The sequence below is a fragment of the Salinicola sp. DM10 genome, assembly GCF_017306975.2.
Classification (GTDB): Bacteria; Pseudomonadota; Gammaproteobacteria; order Pseudomonadales; family Halomonadaceae; genus Salinicola.
Genome location: NZ_JAFLEN020000005.1, coordinates 199841 through 218961 on the forward strand (window position 1 = coordinate 199841; position 19121 = coordinate 218961).

General features: G+C 67.2%; 22 protein-coding genes. 19 read left to right on the top strand and 3 right to left on the bottom strand.

The features are described from left to right. Positions 1 to 88 precede the first annotated feature (88 nt). Genes J0A90_RS16275 through J0A90_RS16300 form a run of 6 tightly spaced genes read left to right on the top strand, consistent with a single transcriptional unit; the run spans position 89 to position 5991 of the window. Positions 89 to 727 (top strand): phage baseplate assembly protein V, encoded by a 639-nt coding sequence (locus J0A90_RS16275; protein ID WP_207034450.1) that lies wholly within the window; start codon positions 89 to 91, stop codon positions 725 to 727. Further along, a complete protein-coding gene (locus J0A90_RS16280; protein ID WP_035474362.1) occupies positions 727 to 1077 on the top strand; it encodes a GPW/gp25 family protein in 351 nt (116 codons plus the stop codon). Before J0A90_RS16275 ends, J0A90_RS16280 begins: the two co-directional genes overlap by 1 nt. A gap of 3 nt (positions 1078 to 1080) precedes the next feature. Further along, on the top strand, positions 1081 to 1980 hold the full coding sequence (locus J0A90_RS16285; RefSeq protein ID WP_207034453.1) for a baseplate J/gp47 family protein: 900 nt from the start codon (positions 1081 to 1083) through the stop codon (positions 1978 to 1980). Then, a complete protein-coding gene (locus J0A90_RS16290) occupies positions 1973 to 2527 on the top strand; it encodes a phage tail protein I (protein WP_207034456.1) in 555 nt (184 codons plus the stop codon). Before J0A90_RS16285 ends, J0A90_RS16290 begins: the two co-directional genes overlap by 8 nt. Positions 2528 to 2537: 10 nt before the next feature. After that, positions 2538 to 5384 (top strand): hypothetical protein, encoded by a 2847-nt coding sequence (locus J0A90_RS16295; protein WP_207034458.1) that lies wholly within the window; start codon positions 2538 to 2540, stop codon positions 5382 to 5384. Between the two features lies 1 nt (position 5385). Further along, positions 5386 to 5991 (top strand): DUF4376 domain-containing protein, encoded by a 606-nt coding sequence (locus J0A90_RS16300; RefSeq protein WP_207034461.1) that lies wholly within the window; start codon positions 5386 to 5388, stop codon positions 5989 to 5991. Between the two features lie 126 nt (positions 5992 to 6117). Here the strand turns inward: J0A90_RS16300 and J0A90_RS16305 are convergent, their stop codons facing one another. Next, positions 6118 to 6975: a hypothetical protein gene (locus tag J0A90_RS16305; RefSeq protein ID WP_207034464.1), complete on the bottom strand. Its 858-nt coding sequence runs from the start codon at positions 6973 to 6975 to the stop codon at positions 6118 to 6120. 93 nt (positions 6976 to 7068) lie between these two features. Between J0A90_RS16305 and J0A90_RS16310 the strand changes: the two genes are divergently transcribed. The 9 genes from J0A90_RS16310 to J0A90_RS16350 all read left to right on the top strand — a co-directional run bounded on the left by J0A90_RS16310 (position 7069) and on the right by J0A90_RS16350 (position 13994). Then, on the top strand, positions 7069 to 8253 hold the full coding sequence (locus tag J0A90_RS16310) for a phage tail sheath protein (RefSeq protein WP_207034467.1): 1185 nt from the start codon (positions 7069 to 7071) through the stop codon (positions 8251 to 8253). Between the two features lie 40 nt (positions 8254 to 8293). Beyond that, positions 8294 to 8806 carry a phage major tail tube protein gene (locus J0A90_RS16315; protein WP_035474376.1) on the top strand — a complete coding sequence of 171 codons (513 nt, stop codon included), beginning with the start codon at positions 8294 to 8296 and terminating at the stop codon, positions 8804 to 8806. Between the two features lie 105 nt (positions 8807 to 8911). Next, positions 8912 to 9271 (top strand): phage tail assembly protein, encoded by a 360-nt coding sequence (locus tag J0A90_RS16320; protein WP_207034470.1) that lies wholly within the window; start codon positions 8912 to 8914, stop codon positions 9269 to 9271. A 50-nt stretch (positions 9272 to 9321) separates the two neighbouring features. Beyond that, positions 9322 to 9486: a GpE family phage tail protein gene (locus J0A90_RS16325; RefSeq protein WP_207034473.1), complete on the top strand. Its 165-nt coding sequence runs from the start codon at positions 9322 to 9324 to the stop codon at positions 9484 to 9486. Continuing rightward, the gene (locus tag J0A90_RS16330; protein ID WP_207034475.1) at positions 9440 to 11818 is read left to right on the top strand and encodes a phage tail tape measure protein; all 2379 of its coding nucleotides are present in this window, start codon (positions 9440 to 9442) and stop codon (positions 11816 to 11818) included. The genes J0A90_RS16325 and J0A90_RS16330 overlap by 47 nt, the downstream gene beginning before the upstream one ends. A gap of 27 nt (positions 11819 to 11845) precedes the next feature. After that, complete coding sequence (locus J0A90_RS16335) at positions 11846 to 12289, top strand: phage tail protein (RefSeq protein WP_207034477.1); 444 nt, start codon at positions 11846 to 11848, stop codon at positions 12287 to 12289. After that, positions 12286 to 13287 carry a contractile injection system protein, VgrG/Pvc8 family gene (locus J0A90_RS16340; protein ID WP_207034479.1) on the top strand — a complete coding sequence of 334 codons (1002 nt, stop codon included), beginning with the start codon at positions 12286 to 12288 and terminating at the stop codon, positions 13285 to 13287. Before J0A90_RS16335 ends, J0A90_RS16340 begins: the two co-directional genes overlap by 4 nt. Positions 13288 to 13371: 84 nt before the next feature. Continuing rightward, on the top strand, positions 13372 to 13554 hold the full coding sequence (locus tag J0A90_RS16345) for a type II toxin-antitoxin system HicA family toxin (RefSeq protein ID WP_207034570.1): 183 nt from the start codon (positions 13372 to 13374) through the stop codon (positions 13552 to 13554). Between the two features lie 20 nt (positions 13555 to 13574). Beyond that, entirely contained in the window at positions 13575 to 13994 is a 420-nt protein-coding gene (locus J0A90_RS16350) for a type II toxin-antitoxin system HicB family antitoxin (protein WP_207034481.1), read from the top strand. Between the two features lie 119 nt (positions 13995 to 14113). Here the strand turns inward: J0A90_RS16350 and J0A90_RS16355 are convergent, their stop codons facing one another. Beyond that, entirely contained in the window at positions 14114 to 14833 is a 720-nt protein-coding gene (locus J0A90_RS16355; protein ID WP_233076871.1) for a hypothetical protein, read from the bottom strand. A 103-nt stretch (positions 14834 to 14936) separates the two neighbouring features. Here J0A90_RS16355 and J0A90_RS18730 point away from each other — a divergent pair, with 103 nt between their 5' ends. Genes J0A90_RS18730 through J0A90_RS16375 form a run of 3 tightly spaced genes read left to right on the top strand, consistent with a single transcriptional unit; the run spans position 14937 to position 16648 of the window. Then, on the top strand, positions 14937 to 16019 hold the full coding sequence (locus J0A90_RS18730) for an endonuclease (protein WP_207034483.1): 1083 nt from the start codon (positions 14937 to 14939) through the stop codon (positions 16017 to 16019). A gap of 44 nt (positions 16020 to 16063) precedes the next feature. Continuing rightward, entirely contained in the window at positions 16064 to 16252 is a 189-nt protein-coding gene (locus tag J0A90_RS16370; RefSeq protein ID WP_207034485.1) for a type II toxin-antitoxin system HicA family toxin, read from the top strand. 3 nt (positions 16253 to 16255) lie between these two features. Then, positions 16256 to 16648 (top strand): type II toxin-antitoxin system HicB family antitoxin, encoded by a 393-nt coding sequence (locus tag J0A90_RS16375; protein ID WP_207034487.1) that lies wholly within the window; start codon positions 16256 to 16258, stop codon positions 16646 to 16648. Positions 16649 to 16658: 10 nt separating this feature from the next. Here J0A90_RS16375 and J0A90_RS16380 read toward each other — a convergent pair whose 3' ends face one another. Further along, a complete protein-coding gene (locus tag J0A90_RS16380) occupies positions 16659 to 17051 on the bottom strand; it encodes a LexA family transcriptional regulator (protein WP_207034489.1) in 393 nt (130 codons plus the stop codon). Between the two features lie 357 nt (positions 17052 to 17408). On the opposite strand from J0A90_RS16380, the gene J0A90_RS16385 reads away from it, so the two are divergent. After that, on the top strand, positions 17409 to 18224 hold the full coding sequence (locus J0A90_RS16385) for a transglutaminase family protein (protein WP_207034491.1): 816 nt from the start codon (positions 17409 to 17411) through the stop codon (positions 18222 to 18224). Positions 18225 to 19121: the final 897 nt, after the last annotated feature.

The window sequence follows — 19121 nt, forward strand, 5'->3', positions numbered from 1 at the left end:
CGAACCCCCGCCGACAACGCCCGCGGCTCGCCAGCCCGCCCCGCGCCGCGGACCATGAGCGCATGCCGTCTCCCGCCACCGGTGCGCCATGAACTCCGTCGAACTTGCCCGTCTGCTCCACAATCTGATCCGTGTCGGCCGTGTCGCCGCGATCGACCACGCCGCGGTGCGCGTGCGCGTCCAGAGCGGTGCGCTGCTCACCGACTGGCTGCCGTGGCTGACCGCCCGCGCCGGCCACACCCGAACCTGGAACCCACCGACCCTGGGCGAGCAGGTGCTGCTGCTGGCCCCCGGCGGCGAGCTGCGCGGCGCCCTGGTGCTCTCGGCGCTGAACTCGGACGCGGTGCCGGCGCCGAGCCATGATGCCAATCTAACCCTGATCGAACTGCCCGACGGCGCGCGGCTCCGCTACGACCACGCTGCCAGCCACCTGAGCGCCACCCTACCCGGCTCGGCCAGCCTCGACGCCCAGGGCGCGGTGAGCGTCACCACCGCCGCGACGCTCACCGCCACCGCCGCCGGCGGCGCCACCCTCAACGCCGACACCGTGATCAACGGCAATCTCACGCTCAACGGCAACTTTAGCCAGCCCAGCGGCCAGACCGCGACGATGGCCGGCGATACCCACTTCACCGGCGCGGTGACCAGCAACGGCCGCGACATCAGCTCGAGCCACACCCACGGCGGCGTGCAGCGCGGCGGCGCCCAGACGGATGGGGTGAACTGATGGCCGGCATGGATCGCACCAGCGGCGCGGCGCTGGCGGGCATCGCGCATATTCGCCAGTCCGTCACCGACATTCTCACCACGCCCATCGGCTCACGGGTGATGCGCCGCGACTACGGCTCGCTGCTGCCGGAGCTGATCGACCAGCCGCTGGATGGCGCCACCGCCCTGCGCGCCTACTCGGCCACGGTGGTGGCACTGATGCGCTGGGAGCCACGGATTCGCGTCAAGCAGATCACGCGCCACGTCTCTACCACGCGCCCCGGGCGGCTGACGCTCAGCGTGCACGCCGAACGGGTCGACGACGGCGCCGACCTCACCTTCGATATCCCCCTCGGACAGGAGACCTAAACCATGGCCGGAGGCTTCACCGCCGTCGATCTCTCGCGGCTGCCCGCGCCGGATATCGTCGAGCCGCTCGACTTCGAGACGATCTTCGCCGCCCTGCTCGCCGACCTGCGCGCGCGGGCCCCGGCATTCGATGTCAGCGTCGAGTCCGACCCCGCCTACAAGATCCTGCAGGCCGCCGCCTACCGCGAACTGCTGCTGCGCCAGCGGATCAACGAAGCCGCCCAGGGGGTGATGCTCGCCTACGCCCGCGGCGCCGATCTCGACCACCTCGGCGCGCTCTTCGGCGTCGCCCGCCAGACCCTGGATGCCGGCGACCCGGCAGCGGTGCCGCCGGTGCCGGCCACCTACGAGACGGACGCCGACTTTCGCCGGCGCATTCAGCTCTCGCTGGAGGGCTTCTCCACCGCCGGCCCCGAGGGCGCCTACGTCTTCCACGCGCTCTCCGCCGACGGCCAGGTGCTGGATGCCAGCGCCACCAGCCCGGCGCCAGGCGAGGTGGTAGTCACCGTGCTCGCCCGCGACGGCGACGGCAGCGCCCCGGCCGAGCTGCTCGCGCGCGTCGACGCCACGCTGTCTGCCGAGGATGTGCGCCCGCTCACCGATCACGTCAGCGTGCGCAGCGCCGAGATCGTCGACTACCGTATCGCCGCCACCCTCTACTTCTACGCCGGCCCCGACCGCGAAGTGGTGATGCGCGAAGCGCGCGCCGCCGCCGCCGTCTATGCCGAGCAGCAGCACCGTCTGGGCCTCGATGTCACCCTCTCCGGGCTCTACGCCGCGCTGCACCAGCCCGGCGTGCAGCGGGTCGAACTCACCGACCCCGCGGCGAGCCTGGTGATCGACCGCACCCAGGCGACCCACTGCAGCGAGATCGCGCTGCGCGACGGAGGTCTCGATGAGTGAGCCGCGCCCCCGCGCCAGCCTGCTGCCGCCCAATGCCAGCCCCCTGGAGCACGCCCTGGAGACCACCGCCGCCGGTGCCAGCGAGCTGCCGGTGCCGCTGCGCGCGCTGTGGAACCCGGACACCTGCCCCGCCGAGCTGCTGCCGTGGCTCGCCTGGGCGCTCTCGCTGGATGCCTGGCAGCCCTACTGGCCGGAGCGCATCAAGCGCCAGCGCCTGCGCAACGCGATCGAAATCCAGCGTCGCAAGGGCACCGCCAAGAGCGTGCGCGACGTGGTCCGCTCGTTCGGCTCCAGTCTGGCGCTGCGCGAGTGGTGGCAGAAAGCCGAGCCGGGCGCACCGCACACCTTCGACGTGGTGCTGACCCTGGGCGCGGAGGTGCCCAACAGCGCCGCCTTCCAGCAGGACATCGTCGACGAGATCACCCGCACCAAGCCGGTCCGCTCGCACTTCACCTTCACCGCCGGGCTCAGCGCCACGGGCGGTGTCGGCGTCGCCGGCGGCGCCCGAGCCTACGTCTACCGCCGCCTGGCGGCCACCGCCCACTAGAGGACCCCCGATGGCCATCGTCTTCACCATCACCGATGCCGGCCGCGCCGCGCTGATCGACGCCGACCACGACGGCACCACGGCCCTGACCCTCAGCGAGATCGGCTTCGGCCGCGGCCGCTACACCCCCAGCGCCGACCAGACCGCCCTGCGCGAACCGATCAAGCGCTTGGCCAGCATGGCCGGCCAGGCGGTCGCCGCCGACACCCTGCACGTCAGCGTGCAGGACGAGAGCAGCGACACCTACGCCGTCGGCGAGATCGGCCTGTTCACCGATGCCGGCGTACTCTTCGCGGTCTACTCGCAGAGCGAGTGGATCATCGAGAAGGCCGCCCCCTCGACCCTGCTGCTGGCCACCGACCTGGTGGTCGAGTCCCTCGACGTCTCCTCGATCACCTTCGGCGACGCCGCCTTTCTCAACCCGCCGGCCACCACCGAAGTCGCCGGGGTGCTCGAGCTCGCCACCCAGGCCGAGGTCGACGCCGGCAGCGACGCCCGCCGCGGGGTCGTCCCGCGCACACTCAAGGCGTTCATCGACAAGGTGCTCGCCGCCTACGCCACGCTGAAGCAGCTCAACGACCACGCCGCCAGTCGCAACCACCCCGCGGCCACCACCAACGCCCAGGGCATGGTCGAGCTGGCCACCTACGCCGAGACCAAGGAGGGCAGCGACAACGCCCGCGCGGTGACGCCGGCGGGCCTCAATGCGCGCACCGCGACGACGACCACCGCCGGCCTGGTGGAGAAAGCCACCGACGCCGAGGCCAAGGCGGGTACGGCTGGTGTCTACCCCGATGCGGCGGGGGTAGTAGCTGCCTTTCGGCAGTACGGCCTCGGTGTCACCACGCTGCCGAGCTGGCCCAACTCGAGCTTCAACGATGACCCGCTGAACGTACCGTCCGGGATGTATCGACTGACATCGACCACCGACGGCACGCCGCTCGGCTCCGGCTGTGTTCTGTGGATGCGCTACAACGACAACCAGTACGGCACGGCCCTTTTCATGCCCTACTCGGGGGTCGATATCTATACCCGCAGCTATCGCTGGGATACCCAGTGGTCGCCGTGGGTGAAAGGGTTCAACGAACAGAATCACCGCCCGGCAACGCGCAGCGAAGCCATCGCGGGCACCAGCGACACCGTCTGGGCGACACCGCGGGCGATGGCCGAACACGTTCACGCCATCGGCTGGGGTGGCAGCGCTCCCGACTGCAACGACCTGATGGGCAGCGACTTCGATATCTGGCTCACCCAGGATTTCGTCGGTACCACCTCGGGTAAGTGGCTGAATGGGCCCTATGGCGATGCCATCCATACCGGCTTGCTGATCAATCTGGCCCGCACCTACAACAATGGGGTGATTCAGACCTACTGGGACTCGACGACCGGCGAGCAGTTTCACCGGGTCAACGTAGACTCCGACTTCAGGGCCTGGGAAAAACAGCTGACGGACCGGCTGCTGAAACCCTCGACCCAATCACAGGTCGAAGCCGGGACCGATACCGCCTCATTTCTTAGTCCCCGTGGCGGTCACCAGCTGCTGAATCTGTTTGGTCTCGGCGCCCAGACCTGCCCCACCTGGCCGCTCGACGACCTGGACACCACGCCTACCGACGTGCCGTCAGGGCTCTATCGCATCACCTCGAACTTCAATCGCCCTGGCGGCTCCGCCACCGTGCTCTGGACCCGCTATAACAGCGGAAGTGGCTCTATGCTGCTGCTCGAGCATGACAAGCCCAGCGTCAGACTCCGTGGCTATGGCGGATCTGGCTGGTCAGGGTGGTTTACGTTCTGGAACGATCAAAACCAGGGCGCGGGTTCCGGGCTCGATGCCGATACTGTCGACGGCCTCCAAGCCGGTCAGTTTCTGCGCAGCGATGTCGGCAACTATCGCGTTCCCCTTGGGTCGACGAGCTCGACCAACTGGGACGGCCTGGTATACGACGACAGCACCGACACGCTGGCCTTCTTCGCCGATCAGGACCCCACCGCTCATACCCCGCGCGTGCTGCTCGGCCCCGGCTGGGTGGAAGCCGGTGGCGACCGATTACTGAAAGAGAAAGACTACGACAAGTCCGCTATCCACGGCAGCGGCGGCGCTCGGGTGTCCGTCTCCAGCGGTGGCAATCTCGATATGCACGATGGCGACGGCTACATCTTTCGGGTCAACGCCAGCGGGCGCCTGGATCGCGCGACCGGCGGCATCGACGCCTCGCTGCTGGATGGTCAGGCGGCGATCGATATCTCCGGCAGTGCCGATAAGGTCGACGGCAAGCACGCGAGCGACTTCATCTGGAATCGCGGTCAAGCGTCACAGCAGATCGTTGGCAGGCTGGAGTTGTGGGGCTCGGGCCACGCGCTGAACAATTCGTCAGAGGCCTATGGCATCACGCTCAACGCTTTCGCACCCGGCGTGGTATTCGAGGACCGCAGCACCGATGCCGGCAGTGGCGCACTGTGGTTCGATTTTGATCGCCTAACTTACAGCTACAGCGCCAGCGGCGGCGAAAACCCGGTGACCAATGCCGACGCAGAAGAGATGCTGCTGATTAGCCCTCGGGACCTGCGCTACAAGCAACAACGCATCTGGCACGACGGCGAAGCCGCCGCGAGCATCCGGACCAACGGCTATGCACGGCTACCCAACGGTTTATTGATTCAATGGGGCAGGGGCACCTCACGGCAGCACACCAACTTCCCGATCCAGTTCAATAATATCTATTCCGTGCAGGTCAATGGCAATAGATATACCGGGGACGGCGCCTGGTCGGTCGATGAATTCACGACGTCTTACTTTGTAGCAGGCGGCGAAGATATCGGTACCGGCCCTGTCTTATTTATTGCGATAGGAAACTAATATGGCCCTCTTTTTCAGCGCATCGGTTCTATCCTTTTTCGACTCGGCAATTCATCGCGAGATACCCGAGGATGCCGTCGAAGTCAGTCACGACGAACATCAGGCCATGCTCGAGGGGCAGACCAGCGGTCAACGATGGGCCGCCGACGACACCGGCCGCCCGATGCTGGTCGACCCGCCTCAACCGACCATGGCCGAACTCGCCAACCGCCAGCGCTTGGCGATCGAGACAGCCCTGGCCACCGCGCTGCGTGCCGGCATGCCCTACACACTGCCGGACGGTAGCGAGGATGTGATCCAGACCCGGCCGGACGAAGACGAAGCCAACTTGCTCGGCCTTGCCATCGAGGCCCGCGACCGCCGCGCCGCCGGCGACACCGACGCCAGCATGGCGCTGCGGGCACAGTCGAACACGGTCTATTCGCTCACACCCGAGCAGATGATCGCGCTGACCGACGCCGCCAAGGCGTTCAAGCAGGGGTTGCTGGCCAAGTCATGGCGGCTCAAGGACGCCATCACCGCCGCCGAGGCGGCCGGCGACCGCGAGGCGATAGAGGCGGTGAGATGGGAGCCCGCCGATAACACCGAGGCCGATACGGCCACGTGATGAACGGTTCCTCCATCGCCAAGCGCTGCGCGCCTCGGCTGGAGCTGTAGCGTTAAGGATTGGCGGAACGAGAAAGCCCGCCGGGTGGCGGGCTTACCAATTAATCAATAACAAGACATCCAACCTTCACTTGATCTCAAATCCTTCATTACTTAAATCTGGCAGAACCAACCCGTACTGTTCAAAACCCTTGAGTGCTACGGGATTGATTTGACCATTCACCGTTGCCTTGTGGAACAGACTAGCCAATTTGTCATCTGTGGCATCAAAATTAATAAAATAATTAACATACTTTTGATGACCACCCACAACAAAGGCCGCTGTTTCCCCTAGCCCCTCGGCGTCCTCGTGCGCAACTCTTGCCACCTCAAGAAGCGGTATATTTTGAGGAGCACGCGATTTGATGTTCTCAAAAGCATGCTTCCTAAGCTCCTCACCCCAAACCATTATTTCCCCATCGACTATAGTTTCCCAAATGGGGGCTCTATCGGCGTAAGGCTTACCACTCCAATAATTTTTAGCTATATCAGTTGCATCCCATCTCTGCTCGACCAGCTTTTCATAATAATGGAACCAATTGGAATCAACTCGGACTTCACTGATCGCGCTCACACCAACATCAGTTATAAAATCTTCGCAGAAGTGACACCCCCAAGGATCTTCATCCAAAATTCTTACAGCGCTTCCCATATCCTCAATTACAAAAAAACCGCGCATCCTAGACGGCGCGCCAGGGCGCTCCGCTTGTCTGACACGTTCAAACAACGACTCAATTTCAAACCGACGTCTATCTTTTAGCAAGAATGCCAACCAGCTAGACACAGCCAACCTCGTTGGCTTAGTCAGCCCCGCATCGGCCGAATGTATACAGCCAATATAGGTGTTCCACGCACATGCAAAGTTATCGATATTCAGAAATACGAAACCTTCGAAATTACGCATAGTTGCCGCCCCCACATAATCTGAACGATCTAAGATTGTCATCCGCCATCCTACACCGCCCCCCGCTCGCTCCAGACTACCATCCCCCACACCATGAGCCCCTGACAGCCCCGTTACCCTGATCAGGAACCCCTCATGGCACTCGACCAATACCATCACGGCGTGCGCGTCTCGGAAGTCAACGACGGCACCCGCACCCTGCGCACGATCTCCACCGCGGTGATCGGCATCGTCGCCACCGCCGCCGACGCCGATGCGACCGCCTTCCCCCTCGACCGCCCGGCGCTGGTCACCGATATCACCACCGCCATCGGCCAGGCCGGCAGCAGCGGCACCCTGAAAGGCGCCCTCAGCGCCATCGCCGAGCAGGCGCGCCCGATCGTGGTCGTGGTGCGCGTCGCCGAGGGTGCGGACGCCAGCGAAACCAGCGCCAACGTGATCGGCACCACCACCGACAGCGGCCAGCGCACCGGCCTGCAGGCGCTGATGAGCGCCAAGCAGAAGCTCGGCGTGACCCCGCGCCTGATCGGCTGCCCGGCACTCGATACCCCGGAAGTGACCACCGCCCTGGTGCCGCTGCTGCAGTCGCTGCGCGCCTTCGGCTACGCCTACGCCCACGGCTGCGAGACGCTGGCCGACGCCACCGCCTACCGCGACCAGTTCGGCGCCCGCGAGCTGATGCTGATCTGGCCGCAGTTCGAAGCCTTCGATGCCGCCACCGCCACCACCGCCCCGCGTAGCCCGGTGGCCGTGGCGCTGGGCCTGCGGGCCAAGCTCGACCAGGAGATCGGCTGGCACAAGACGCTCTCCAACGTGGTCGTCAACGGCGTCACCGGGATCGACCGCGACGTCTTCTGGGACCTGCAATCCGCCGCCACCGACGCCGGCCTGCTCAACGCCGCCGACGTCACCACCCTGGTCAACCAGGGCGGCTTCCGCTTCTGGGGCTCGCGCACCTGCGCCGGGCCGCAGTCGCTGTTCCCGTTCGAGAACTACACCCGCACCGCTCAGATCCTCGCCGACACCATCGCCGAGGCCCACCTGTGGGCGGTGGACAAGCCGCTGCACGCCTCGCTGGCCCGCGACATCATCGAAGGCATCAACGCCAAGTTCGCCGAGCTCAAGGCGCTGGGCCTGATCATCGACGGCCGCGCCTGGCTCAACGAGTCGCTCAACACCCGCGAGAGCCTCAAGGCCGGCAAGCTGCGCATCGACTACGACTACACCCCGGTGCCGCCGCTCGAGGACCTCGGCTTCCAGCAGCGCATCACCGACACCTATCTCGCCGACTTCGCCACCCGTGTCGCCGCGAGCGCCTGAGCGCCGGCTCGGCCCCGAGACCCTTTAGGAGCATTGATCGATGGCACTTCCCAAGAAACTCAAAGCGCTGAACCTGTTCGGCAACGGCGACAGCTACCAGGGCCAGATCCAGTCGGTCACCCTGCCCACCCTCACGCGCAAGATCGAGGAGTGGCGCGGCGGCGGCATGGACGGCAGCGTCGGCATCGACATGGGCATGGACGGCCTGATGACCTGCCAGTGGACCGTGGGCGGGCTGGTCGAGTCGATCTTCGACAACTTCGGCGCCTCGCGCCTCGACGCCGACCTGCTGCGCATGACCGGCAGCTACGAGCGTGACGACACCGATGAGGTGGTCGCGGTCGAGGTGGTGATGCGCGGCCGCCACACCGAGATCGACTTCGGCGACGCCCAGGACGGCGAGAACACCGAGCACAAGATCACCAGCACCCTGAGCTACTACAAGCTGGTGATCGGTGGCGTGACCAAGATCGAGATCGACCTGCCCAACTACGTGTTCAAGGTCAACGGCGACGACCGGCTGGCGCGCCGCCGCCAGGCGCTGGGTATCTAAGCCGCGCCCCGTCAGCGGTGGCCTCCCCACCGCTGACGCCGCCCGATGCGCCCCCTCATCCCACGACCACCCACGACCACCCACGATCACCAGCGAGAGACACCCATGAGCCAAGCCCAGAAAGCGACTACCGCCGCTGAAAAGACCGCTGATATCGATGCTGACAAGACCGTCGCCGACGGCACCCGCGCCACCATCGCCCTCGACACGCCGATCGTGCGCGGCGAGCAGCGTATCGACGAGATCGTGCTGCGCAAGCCGAGCGCCGGCGAGCTGCGCGGGGTCAACCTGGCCGACGTGCTGCAGATGCAGACCGACGCCCTGATCAAGCTGATCCCGCGGCTCTCCCAGCCCAGCCTGACCGAGCATGAAGCGCGCCAGATGGACCCGGCCGACCTGGTCCAGTGCGGCAGCGACATCGCCGGTTTTTTGCTCTCGAAGCGGGCGCGGGGCGAGACCGCCTGACGCCCCGCGGCGCGGCCGAGATCGCGCTGCCGGCCCAGGTGGAAGATGCGATGGCCGACCTGGCCATCGTCTTCCACTGGACCCCCACGGACTGCGCGGACTTCAGCCTGCGCGAACTGATGGAGTGGCGCGAGCGCGCCCGCCAACGCTCAATGAACGAGGCCCCCCATGGCGCGCAACCTCCCCCTCCCGGCGCTGCTCGCCGGCGTCGCTAAGCTCACCGCCCCGCTGACGCGTCTGTGTCGCGAATCGCCGGGTTTTGTCCGTCCGACGGCACCCGCCGGCGTGCCGTCGGACGCTACCGCCGTCGCTGGCCGCACCTGGCGGGATAGCGCCCGCCTGCGCGACGCCCTCGATCAGCTGCGCCAGACGATGGTGCGCCAGCAGCGTCTGCTGCCCGCCCCCGCCGCCGCCCCGGCCCTGCCACCGCCGGCAGCCCGGGCCGCCCAGGCCAGACGCGCGCTACCGCCGCCGGCGCCCACGGCAAGATCCGCGCCGTCTCTCGAGGCGACGACCGCGGCACGGGCTCGCCCGCGACCGCAGCCCGTCGAACTCCCCAGCGGCGGGCTGGGGTTCGGCAGTCTGATCCAGGGCGCCAAGACCCTGCTCGGCCCCGCGCTGGCGTTCCAGCGCGAGCAGCGCCACGTCCGCCGCGCCGGCGGCTTCACCCGCGACGACCCGCGCGCCCAGGCGCTGGCCCAGCAGGCCCGCGAACTCGGCACCCAATCCGGCTTCGGCGCCACCCAGATCGCCGCGGCCCAGGCCGCCCTGCTCCAACGCCAGGTCAGCCCGGCGGCGATCCAGGCCTCCCTCGGCGACATGGTACTGCTCGCCCAGGCCAACGGTGACGAGCTGGTCGCGAGCGTCTCCCGCACCAGCGCGCTGGCCCGCAACGCCGGGGTCGACCTCGCCGCCGACGGCGCCATGGCCCGCTTCGCCGATACCCTCACCGCCGAGCGGCTCAGCGCCGCCCGTCAGGCCAGCGCCTCGGCGCGCGCCGCCGGGCTCCCCGCCGCGAGCGAGCCGCGCCCGGCCCCGGCAGCCATCATCAACTCAGCAGCCATCACCAACCCGACGGCCAACGCCGCTCCGGCCGCCGCCGTGCCCGATCTCAGCGGCACCAACCTGCGCGCCGCCCGCCGCGAGGTGGACGACCTGAGCGGCGACCTCGACGCCCTGCAGGCGGCCTGGGAAGAGACCAGCATCGCCTTCGCTGCGGCCAACGACGGCGCCCTGCGCGATCTGATCAAGGGCATCGCCGAGATCACCCGCGGCATCGCCGGCTGGATCGACGACAACCCCGAGCTGACCACCCTGCTGGGCCAGTTCCTCGGCGTGCTCGGCGGCATCCTCGCCACCGTGGGCCTGCTCGCCAGCGGCATCGGCGCCGTGCTCGCCCCGCTCACCGCGCTCAGTGGCGTGCTCACGCTGCTCGGGTTCAACCCGGCCACGCTGACGATCCTCGCCATCGTCGCCGCGGTCGCCGCCCTCGGCGTCGCCGCCTACCAGATCTACCGCCACTGGGGCGAGATCAGCCAGTGGTTCAGCCAGCGCTGGCAGCAGGTCAAGGACGCCTTCGCCGGCGGCATCGGCAGCGTCATGCAGCTGCTCGCCAACTGGTCACCGCTGGGGCTGATCTACCAGGGCATCGTCGCCACCCTCGACAAGCTCGGCATCGAGGTGCCGGCCAGCATGAGCACCCTCTCGGACGCCATCGTCAACGGCCTCAAGAGCGCCTGGAAAGGCATCACCGAGCTCTGGAACTGGTTCGAGACGGCCCCCGGCCGCGCCATCGACGCGGTCGTCAAACTGGTCACCGACTGGGACCTGATGGGTCAGCTCAAGGAGAAGTGGGGCGCCGCCATCGGCTATCTCAAGTCGCTGCCCGGCAACCTCTGGGGCAGCGGCCAAGAGATGGCGGGCAAGGCCGCCGATCGCGTCACGTCGCTGGCCAGCGACGCCGGTGATGGCCTCAAATCGCTCAAGGATAAAGCGAGCGAAGGCGCCCGCGCCGTCGGCGATCGGCTGGTAGCGGGCAAGAACTACGTGGTCGAAGGCGCCAGCAGCCTGGCCCAGAGCGCCCTTACGAGCTTCAGCGACATCCTGGGTATCCAGTCGCCCTCCCGCGAGTTCGCCAAGCTCGGCGGGTATACCGTGGACGGCCTGACGCTGGGGATCGAGCGCCAGCGCGACGAGCCCATCCAGCGCATGATCGCGATCGCCCGCGATATCGTCCGCGCCGGTGCCGGGCTCACCCTGGCCGCCGCCGCCGTGCCCGCCAGCGCGCAGCCGCCGTTCGCCGCCGACTTCGCCCTGCCCGGCATGACCCCGATCACCCTGGATACCCGCGCCCCGCTCACCGCCGGCGGCACAGCCGCGGCCAGCGACAACCGCGTCCAGATCGGCGATATCCATATCCACGCCGCCCCCGGCATGGACGAAAACGCCCTGGCGCGCCAGGTCGCCCAGGAAGTGCAGCGCGCCCTCGAGCAGGCGCAGCGCGAGCGGGCCGCCTATCAACGTTCGTCGATGTGGGATCGAGACTAAGCCCCCACCGGATTAAAGGAGAGCACCATGCTCATGGCCCTCGGTATGTTCGTATTCGAAACGCGCTCGGTGCCCTACCAGCAGCTCCAGCGCACCAGCGCCTGGCGCCACGCCGCCCAGTCCCGGGTCGGCGCGCGCCCGGCCTATCAATATCTCGGCCCGGGCAGCGACACCTTGACCCTCAGCGGCACCCTGCTGCCCGAGTTCACCGGCGGCCGCCTCGAGCTCGACGCCCTGCGCCAGATGGCCAGCCAGGGCGACGCCTGGCCGCTGATCGAAGGCACCGGGCGCCAGTACGGGCTGTGGGTGATCACCCAGGTCGACGAGACCGCCAGCCAGTTCCACCGCGACGGCGCCGCCGGCAAGCTCGACTTCAGCCTCAGCCTGGAACGGGTCGACGACACCCGCCTCGACCTGCTCGGCAGCCTCACCGCCGAGAGCCTCTCGCGCCTCAACGGAGCCTACGCATGAGCGCCACGGTCAGCGGCGCCGCGCGCCCCGACTACCGCCTCAGCCTGGGTGGCGAAGACATCACCCCGCGGATCAATGGCCGGCTGATCACCCTTAACCTCACCCGCCAGCGCGGCGGCGAAGCGGATCAGCTCACCCTCACCCTCGCCGACCACGACGGCCGCCTGGCGCTGCCGCCGCATGGCGCCACCCTCGAACTCGCCCTCGGCTGGCACGACAGCGGCCTGGCCAGCCGCGGCACCTTCATCGTCGACGAAGTCGAACACAGCGGCGCGCCGGACCGCCTCCAGCTGCGCGCCCGCGCCGCCAACCTGCGCCAGCAGCTCCCCGGCAAGCGCTCGCAATCCTGGCACGATCTCACCCTGGCCCAGCTGATCGAGACCCTCGCCGCGCGCCACGACCTCACCCCGGTGGTCGGCGACACCCTCGCCGGCATCCGCCTCGAACACATCGACCAGACCGACGAATCCGACCTCAACTTCCTCACCCGGCTCGGCCAGCGCTTCGACGCCATCGCCACGATCAAGGCCGGCCACCTGCTCTTCACCCGCGCCGGCGAAGGGCTCAGCGCCAGCGGCCTGGCCCTCCCCGGCGTGGTGCTCACCCGCCGCGACGGCGATCGCCACCGCTTCACCCAGAGCGACCGCGACGACCACACCGGGGTGATCGCGCACTGGAACGACACCGCCGGCGCCGAGCGTCAGGCGGTCCAGGTCGGCGACGACACCAAGCCAAAGACCCTGCGCGACACCTACGCCAGCGCCGCCGACGCCCGCCACGCCGCCGAAGCCGAATGGCGCCGCCTGCAGCGCGGCCAGGCCAGCCTCGACCTCACCCTGGCCCACGGCCGCGCCGACATCAATCCCGAGACCCCGCTCACCCTGCGCGGCTTCAAGGCCGGGATCGACGAACGCGCCTGGCTGGTCACCCAGACCACCGAAAGCCTCGACGACAACGGCTACCTCACCCAGCTCAGCTGCGAACTGCGCGGGGGGTGAGGAGGCAAGCGGGTAACACAGGATGACGCCACCGCTTTTTCGGAGTTACTATAACCCCAAGCCCAATGATCAGGGGTGCTGAGTGTGGATAGCAGGGCCCTCATTCGGGAGCTTGAGCGTGATGGCTGGGCGCTAGTCAGAGTCAACGGCAGCCACCACCACTTCAGGCACCCTATCAAGCCCGGCACGGTCACGGTGCCCCACCCCAAGAAGAATCTGAAAACGGGGCTGGTCAAAGGCATCAGGAAAAGCGCAGGCCTCGACTGAGGCCCGTGAGGAGAGACGCCATGTTGTTTCCCATTGCCATCGAGCGCGGCGACGCACAGCACGCCTACGGTGTCGCCGTTCCCGACCTGCCTGGCTGCTTCTCGGCGGGTGACACCCTCGAGGAAGCCCTGGCCAACGTGCATAAAGCCATCGCCGGGTGGCTCGAGACGGCGGTCGACGTCGGCGACCCGATTCCGCAGGCGACGAGTCTCGAGCACCACCTCGACAACCCGGACTTCGCCGGCTGGATCTGGGCCGTGGTCGATATCGACGTGACGCCCTACCTGGGCAAGAGCCACAAGATCAACGTCACCCTGCCCGACCTGCTGGTCAAGCGCATCGACGAATTCGTCGCCACCCACGATGGCGACAAGACGCGTTCCGGCTTCCTCGCCCGCATCGCCCTACAGGAACTGACCAGAGCCCGTAAGGACGTCTGAACGCGTGAGGCCGATCCCCGAGAGAGGCGCCACAAAACGCGAGATGACACCGCCAACTAGACGTTCTCCCTGTCGGCTTCATCCAGTAACGCCCCTGCCGCCGTTCTCGGCATCGCGGTTTATGCCCTTCGCGCCGAGCGCCGCTGCAGCGCCAGCCCCACCAGCTCCGCCTGAAAGGCATAGCGCGTCGCCAGCCAGCGCTGCGCCATGGCGCCGAGGGAGAGCCCCAGCAGCAGGCAGACGGCGACCAGCGCGGCGAGCTGGAGCGCCCCCGCGCGGGTCCACGCGATGCCGGCCGGTGAGAGCGCCGAGAGCACGCCGACGCCGCCCAGCGCCTCGATGGCGCTGGAGGCCAGCAGAAACAGCGAGACGCCCGCCGTGGGCGAGCCGAAGAACAGCGTCACCCGGCGGTCCAGCCGCCGCACCTTGATCTCCAGCCACGGCTGCACCTCGGCCAGCGCCGCGGTGGAGAAGCCGGCGAGCCGATCGACCGCCGCCCGGTCGTGGCGAAACTCGCGAATCAGATCCTCCCGCGCGATCCGCCGCCAGCACACCAGCAGCCGCCCGGCGAGCAGGATCGGCACACACAGCGGCACCAGCGACACCAGCTGCGCCAGCAGCCCCAGCCCGAGCGCCACCCAGCGGAACGCCGCGGGCAGCGGGCCGAGGGTCAGATGCACGAGCACCAGCCCCCCGAGCAGCGCGAGCAGCACGCCCCCGGCCACCAGCGCCCAGGTCGCCCCACGATTCACGCGGCGCTCGAACGGCGCCTGATGCCCCGCCGGCCGATACTGCGCCAGCCGGTCCAACACCGTGAGCAGCTTGACTGCCTCCGCCATGCCACCTCCGTCGTCGTCTCGAGCCTATCCCCGCCCCCGCATGCATCGCCGCGGCTGGGCCTCTACAATGCGCGCCTTCTAAATAAAAGGATTCTAATCAAGCATGCGCGCTGTTTCCGCACTCTGTCTGTCGCCCGCACTCTGTCTTTTACCCAAGCTCCGCCTTTCACGCCGACGCGGCCTCTCCCTCGCCCTGATCGCGCTCTGCCTCCTGACCGCACTGGCCACGCCGGCGCAGGCCGCGCCGCCCAGCTCCTTCTCCGCCGCCAAGCGCCTGGCGGAAAGCGAGGTCTATGTCGATCAGGACCGCACCTTCTACTGCGACTGCGCCTTCGACTTCGACAAAGGCCCGGATCTCGCCAGCTGCGGCTACCAGGTACGCAAGCAGCCCAAGCGCGCCGCGCGCATCGAGTGGGAGCACGTCATGCCCGCCTACGACTTCGGCCGGCAGCGCCAGTGCTGGCAGGAAGGCGGCCGGCGCCACTGCCGCGCCAGCGACCCGGTGTTCCGCCAGGCCGAGGCCGATCTGGTCAACCTGGTGCCCTCGGTGGGCGAAGTGAACGGCGACCGCTCCAACATGCGCTACGGCATGGCCACCAGCGCCGGCGCCTACCAGTACGGCCAGTGCCCGGCCAAGGTCGACTTTCCCGAGCGCACCTTCGAACCGCCGGCGGCGGTGCGCGGCGATATCGCCCGCACCTACTGGTACATGCGCGACACTTACGGCATCCAGATCGGGCGGCAACAGCAGCAGCTCTTCCAGGCCTGGGCCAAGGCCGACCCGGTGAGCGCCTGGGAGCGCGAGCGCAACCGCCGCATAGCCAGGATTCAGGGCCACGGCAACCCCTATGTCGAGGGCGATACCTCAAACGGGAAGCGCGAGGGAAAGACGGAAGAGAAGACCGTGGAGAAGGGCGTAGAGAAGGGCGTAGAGAAGGGCGAAGGGAAGACCGAAGCGAAGACAGCAGAACGCAGCAGCGCCGAGGCGCCAGCCTGGACGAAGGGCCGGGATTCGCACCCGCTCGACCCCGAACGCGCAGCGGCCGCCGCCTTCAGCTGCACCCCACGCAAGACCTGCGGCAAGATGCGCTCCTGCGAAGAAGCGCGCTACCACCTGACCCAGTGCGGCAACGCCCGCCTGGATGGCGACGGCGACGGCACGCCCTGCGAAGCGCTCTGCAGATGAAAGCGCATTGACCCGGCGCAAAAAGTTGCGCAAAAATACACAACATGAAAAGCGCGGACGTGATCAAACGGTTAGAAGCCGAAGGCTGGCATCACGTCGGCGGCAAAGGCGATCATATGAAATTCAAACACCCTGACAAGCCGGGTCACGTCGTTGTCCCGCACCCGCGCAAGGATCTCGCCACCGGCACGCTGCGCAACATCTATCGTCAAGCCGGCTGGATCTGGAGGTAACGGATGCTCTACCCCGCCTACATTCACAAGGATCGCGACAGCGCCTACGGCGTGACCTTTCCCGACTTCCCCGGCTGCTTCTCGGCCGCGGACGAACTCTCAGAGCTACCGCGTCTGGCTCAAGAAGCGGTCGAGGTCTACTTCGACGGCGAAGACATGGCCATCCCGCCCCCGTCGACGCCGGAAACCTGGGCGGACCATGCGGATTTTCAGGATGGCTACTGGATGCTGATCGATATCGATCTGTCCAAGCTCAGTCACCGCGCCGTGCGCGTCAATATCAGCCTGCCCGAGTCGCTGGTGGCCAAGATCGATCACGCAGCCAAAGCGCGCCACCTCAGCCGCTCCGCCTTTCTGGCCATGGCGGCTCAGCATGAGATGAGCGAGCCGCGCTGAACACGCCCGCTCAACACACATAGCGCCGCGCCTGGCTGATCACCACCCCGCGCAGGACCTCACCGCTCACGAACAGCGACTCATGGCCCTGCAGCGGGATCAGCCGCACCCGGCCGCCGATCCGCCACACCCGGCCCAGCAAGTGCTCCCCCTCCAGCTTGGCCACGATCAGATCCTCATGGGTCGGCAGGCGATCCTCATCGACGATCAGCACGTCCCCCTCGATCAGCGGCCCCTCGCAGCCCGCCGCCGGGCCCAGCTCCACCGCATAGCAGCTCGGCGGAAAGCTATTGAGGTCATACCCTGTCAGCGCCGGATGGCCCAGCCCCAGCATCAGCGGCCCCAGATATTGCACCTGCATCGCGTCATCCACCTCGACCCAGTCATCGTTGTGCCATCGCACTCGCCACGCACCCGCCCGGCGGCCGACCGCTTGTCGTTTCGAATACTGTATACGCATACAGCACACCATGGAAAGCCGCACGCGACGCAACGGCGCGAAAAGGCATGCCCAAGCGCCAGCCGGCGAGTCCGCACAGACAACGCCCCTGCCGGGCCAGCAACCGACCGCCCATTCGCGGGAATCCCCCCGGTCAGCCATACTGCAGCGGTACCCCCCAAGACGACACGCACACCCCCTACCGCCACGCGCACGGCCGGCAGACCGTCAGCGACGCCAGACCGCAATGCCCCGTGGCGACCGACGCACCACACCGGCCGCCTCCCTGCCTGATCGACCCGCTCGTTCGGAGGCCCTACCGTGAGAATCCAGCTCGGCTGTGAAATGATCTTCCAATTCAACGGCCCCACGCCGATGATTGCGCTGCTCAATGTCCACCACTCGCGCTTTTCGCATCTCGAAGGGCCCGACCACCTGACCACCTCCCCCAGCGTGCCCATCGCCAGCTACCGCGACGGCTTCGGCAACTGGTGCAGCCGCCTGGTCGCCCCCGCCGGCACCTTCACCCTCGGCACCAACGCCGTGCTCCACGACGACGGCCAGCCCGACCCGATCGACACCAGCGCCACCCAGCACCCGGTGGAAACGCTGCCGGCGGACGTGCTGCCCTACCTGCTCGGCAGCCGCTACTGCGAGACCGACCTGCTCAGCAACATCGCCTGGGAACGCTTCCAGCACACCCCCGCCGGCTGGCAGCGGGTGCAAGCGATCTGCGACTTCGTGCACCAGCACCTCACCTTCGGCTACGAACACTCCCGGCCCACCCGCACCGCCGCCGAAGCCTACCGCGAGCAGCTCGGCGTCTGCCGCGACTACACCCACCTGGCGATCACCCTGTGCCGCTGCATGAACATCCCCGCGCGCTACTGCACCGGCTACGTCAGCGACATCGGCAAGCCGCCGCCCTACGCCAACATGGACTTCGCCGCCTGGATGGAGGTCTACCTCAGCGGCCGCTGGTGGACCTTCGACCCGCGCAACAACGCCCCCTGCCTCGGCCGCGTGCTGATCGCCCAGGGCCGCGACGCCACCGATGTCCCGCTCACCCACACCTTCGGCCCCAACGCCCTGGGCGGCTTCAGCGTCTGGATCTACGAACTGCCCGCCGCCTCCTGACCCGGCAGCGGCCGGCCGGCGTGAAGCCATGACAAACGCCCACGGGCCAACGACACGACGCGGGTGACGCGCGTGGCAGCCATCGGAGAAGCTAAGAAGAGCGGGGGAAAGAGATAGAAGAAAAGAGAGAGGGGTAGAGCGAGCGGCGCGACAAGCAGGCAATAAAAGAGGGCCGCCACGCAAGCGCAAGGGCCCCCAGTCAGTACGGCCTAAAGGTACTGGCTTCCGCGGCCCTTACGTTCCGCGCATCCGTGGCATCGGACACTCCATTTCCGGGTTCCTGTTCACATCCAATCCTTGGATGCCTGCAGCATAGACCCTAATCATGATTAGCGAAACTGATGTATGGAGATCCATAAAAGGGATTTGTTACAAAGAGTAACTGCCGACTGTTGCCAGTCGGCACATCCACGGCGAGCGTCATAAGTATCCCTACTTATCGTCCCGACTGCTCGCCACCTGTGGACACAGCTACATCCCTGAAGCGGTGGCGATTTTAGGGCTTGCGCCGGCAGTTTCCAGTATTAAATTCGCTTATTAGGAAATTCAATAACGGGCGCAAAAGTGGTAGTTAAGCGTGATGCTGCGTAACCCCGCCCCGGCAGCCCGACCCTGACCGCGAAGCCGCCACGCCCCGGCGCCACCCCAAACTGCAGACGAAAAAAAGCCCGCAGGGACGTGCGGGCACAAGAATCCAATCCAGGACGCCAACAAGCCAGCGGGACGCGCTTGAAGACTGTCTCAAACTATAATTCGCACCTCGGCATAACGCCACATACCGTAGCGGATTTTTGTCAGCGTTTTGCAACCCTCGGTTAAGGCATGGTGTGTGGGTTGCGCGGGGTGAGGCGGGCCCACCCTGGCGCCCGGCTGTGGGATCAAGCTGCCGCCTCCGCT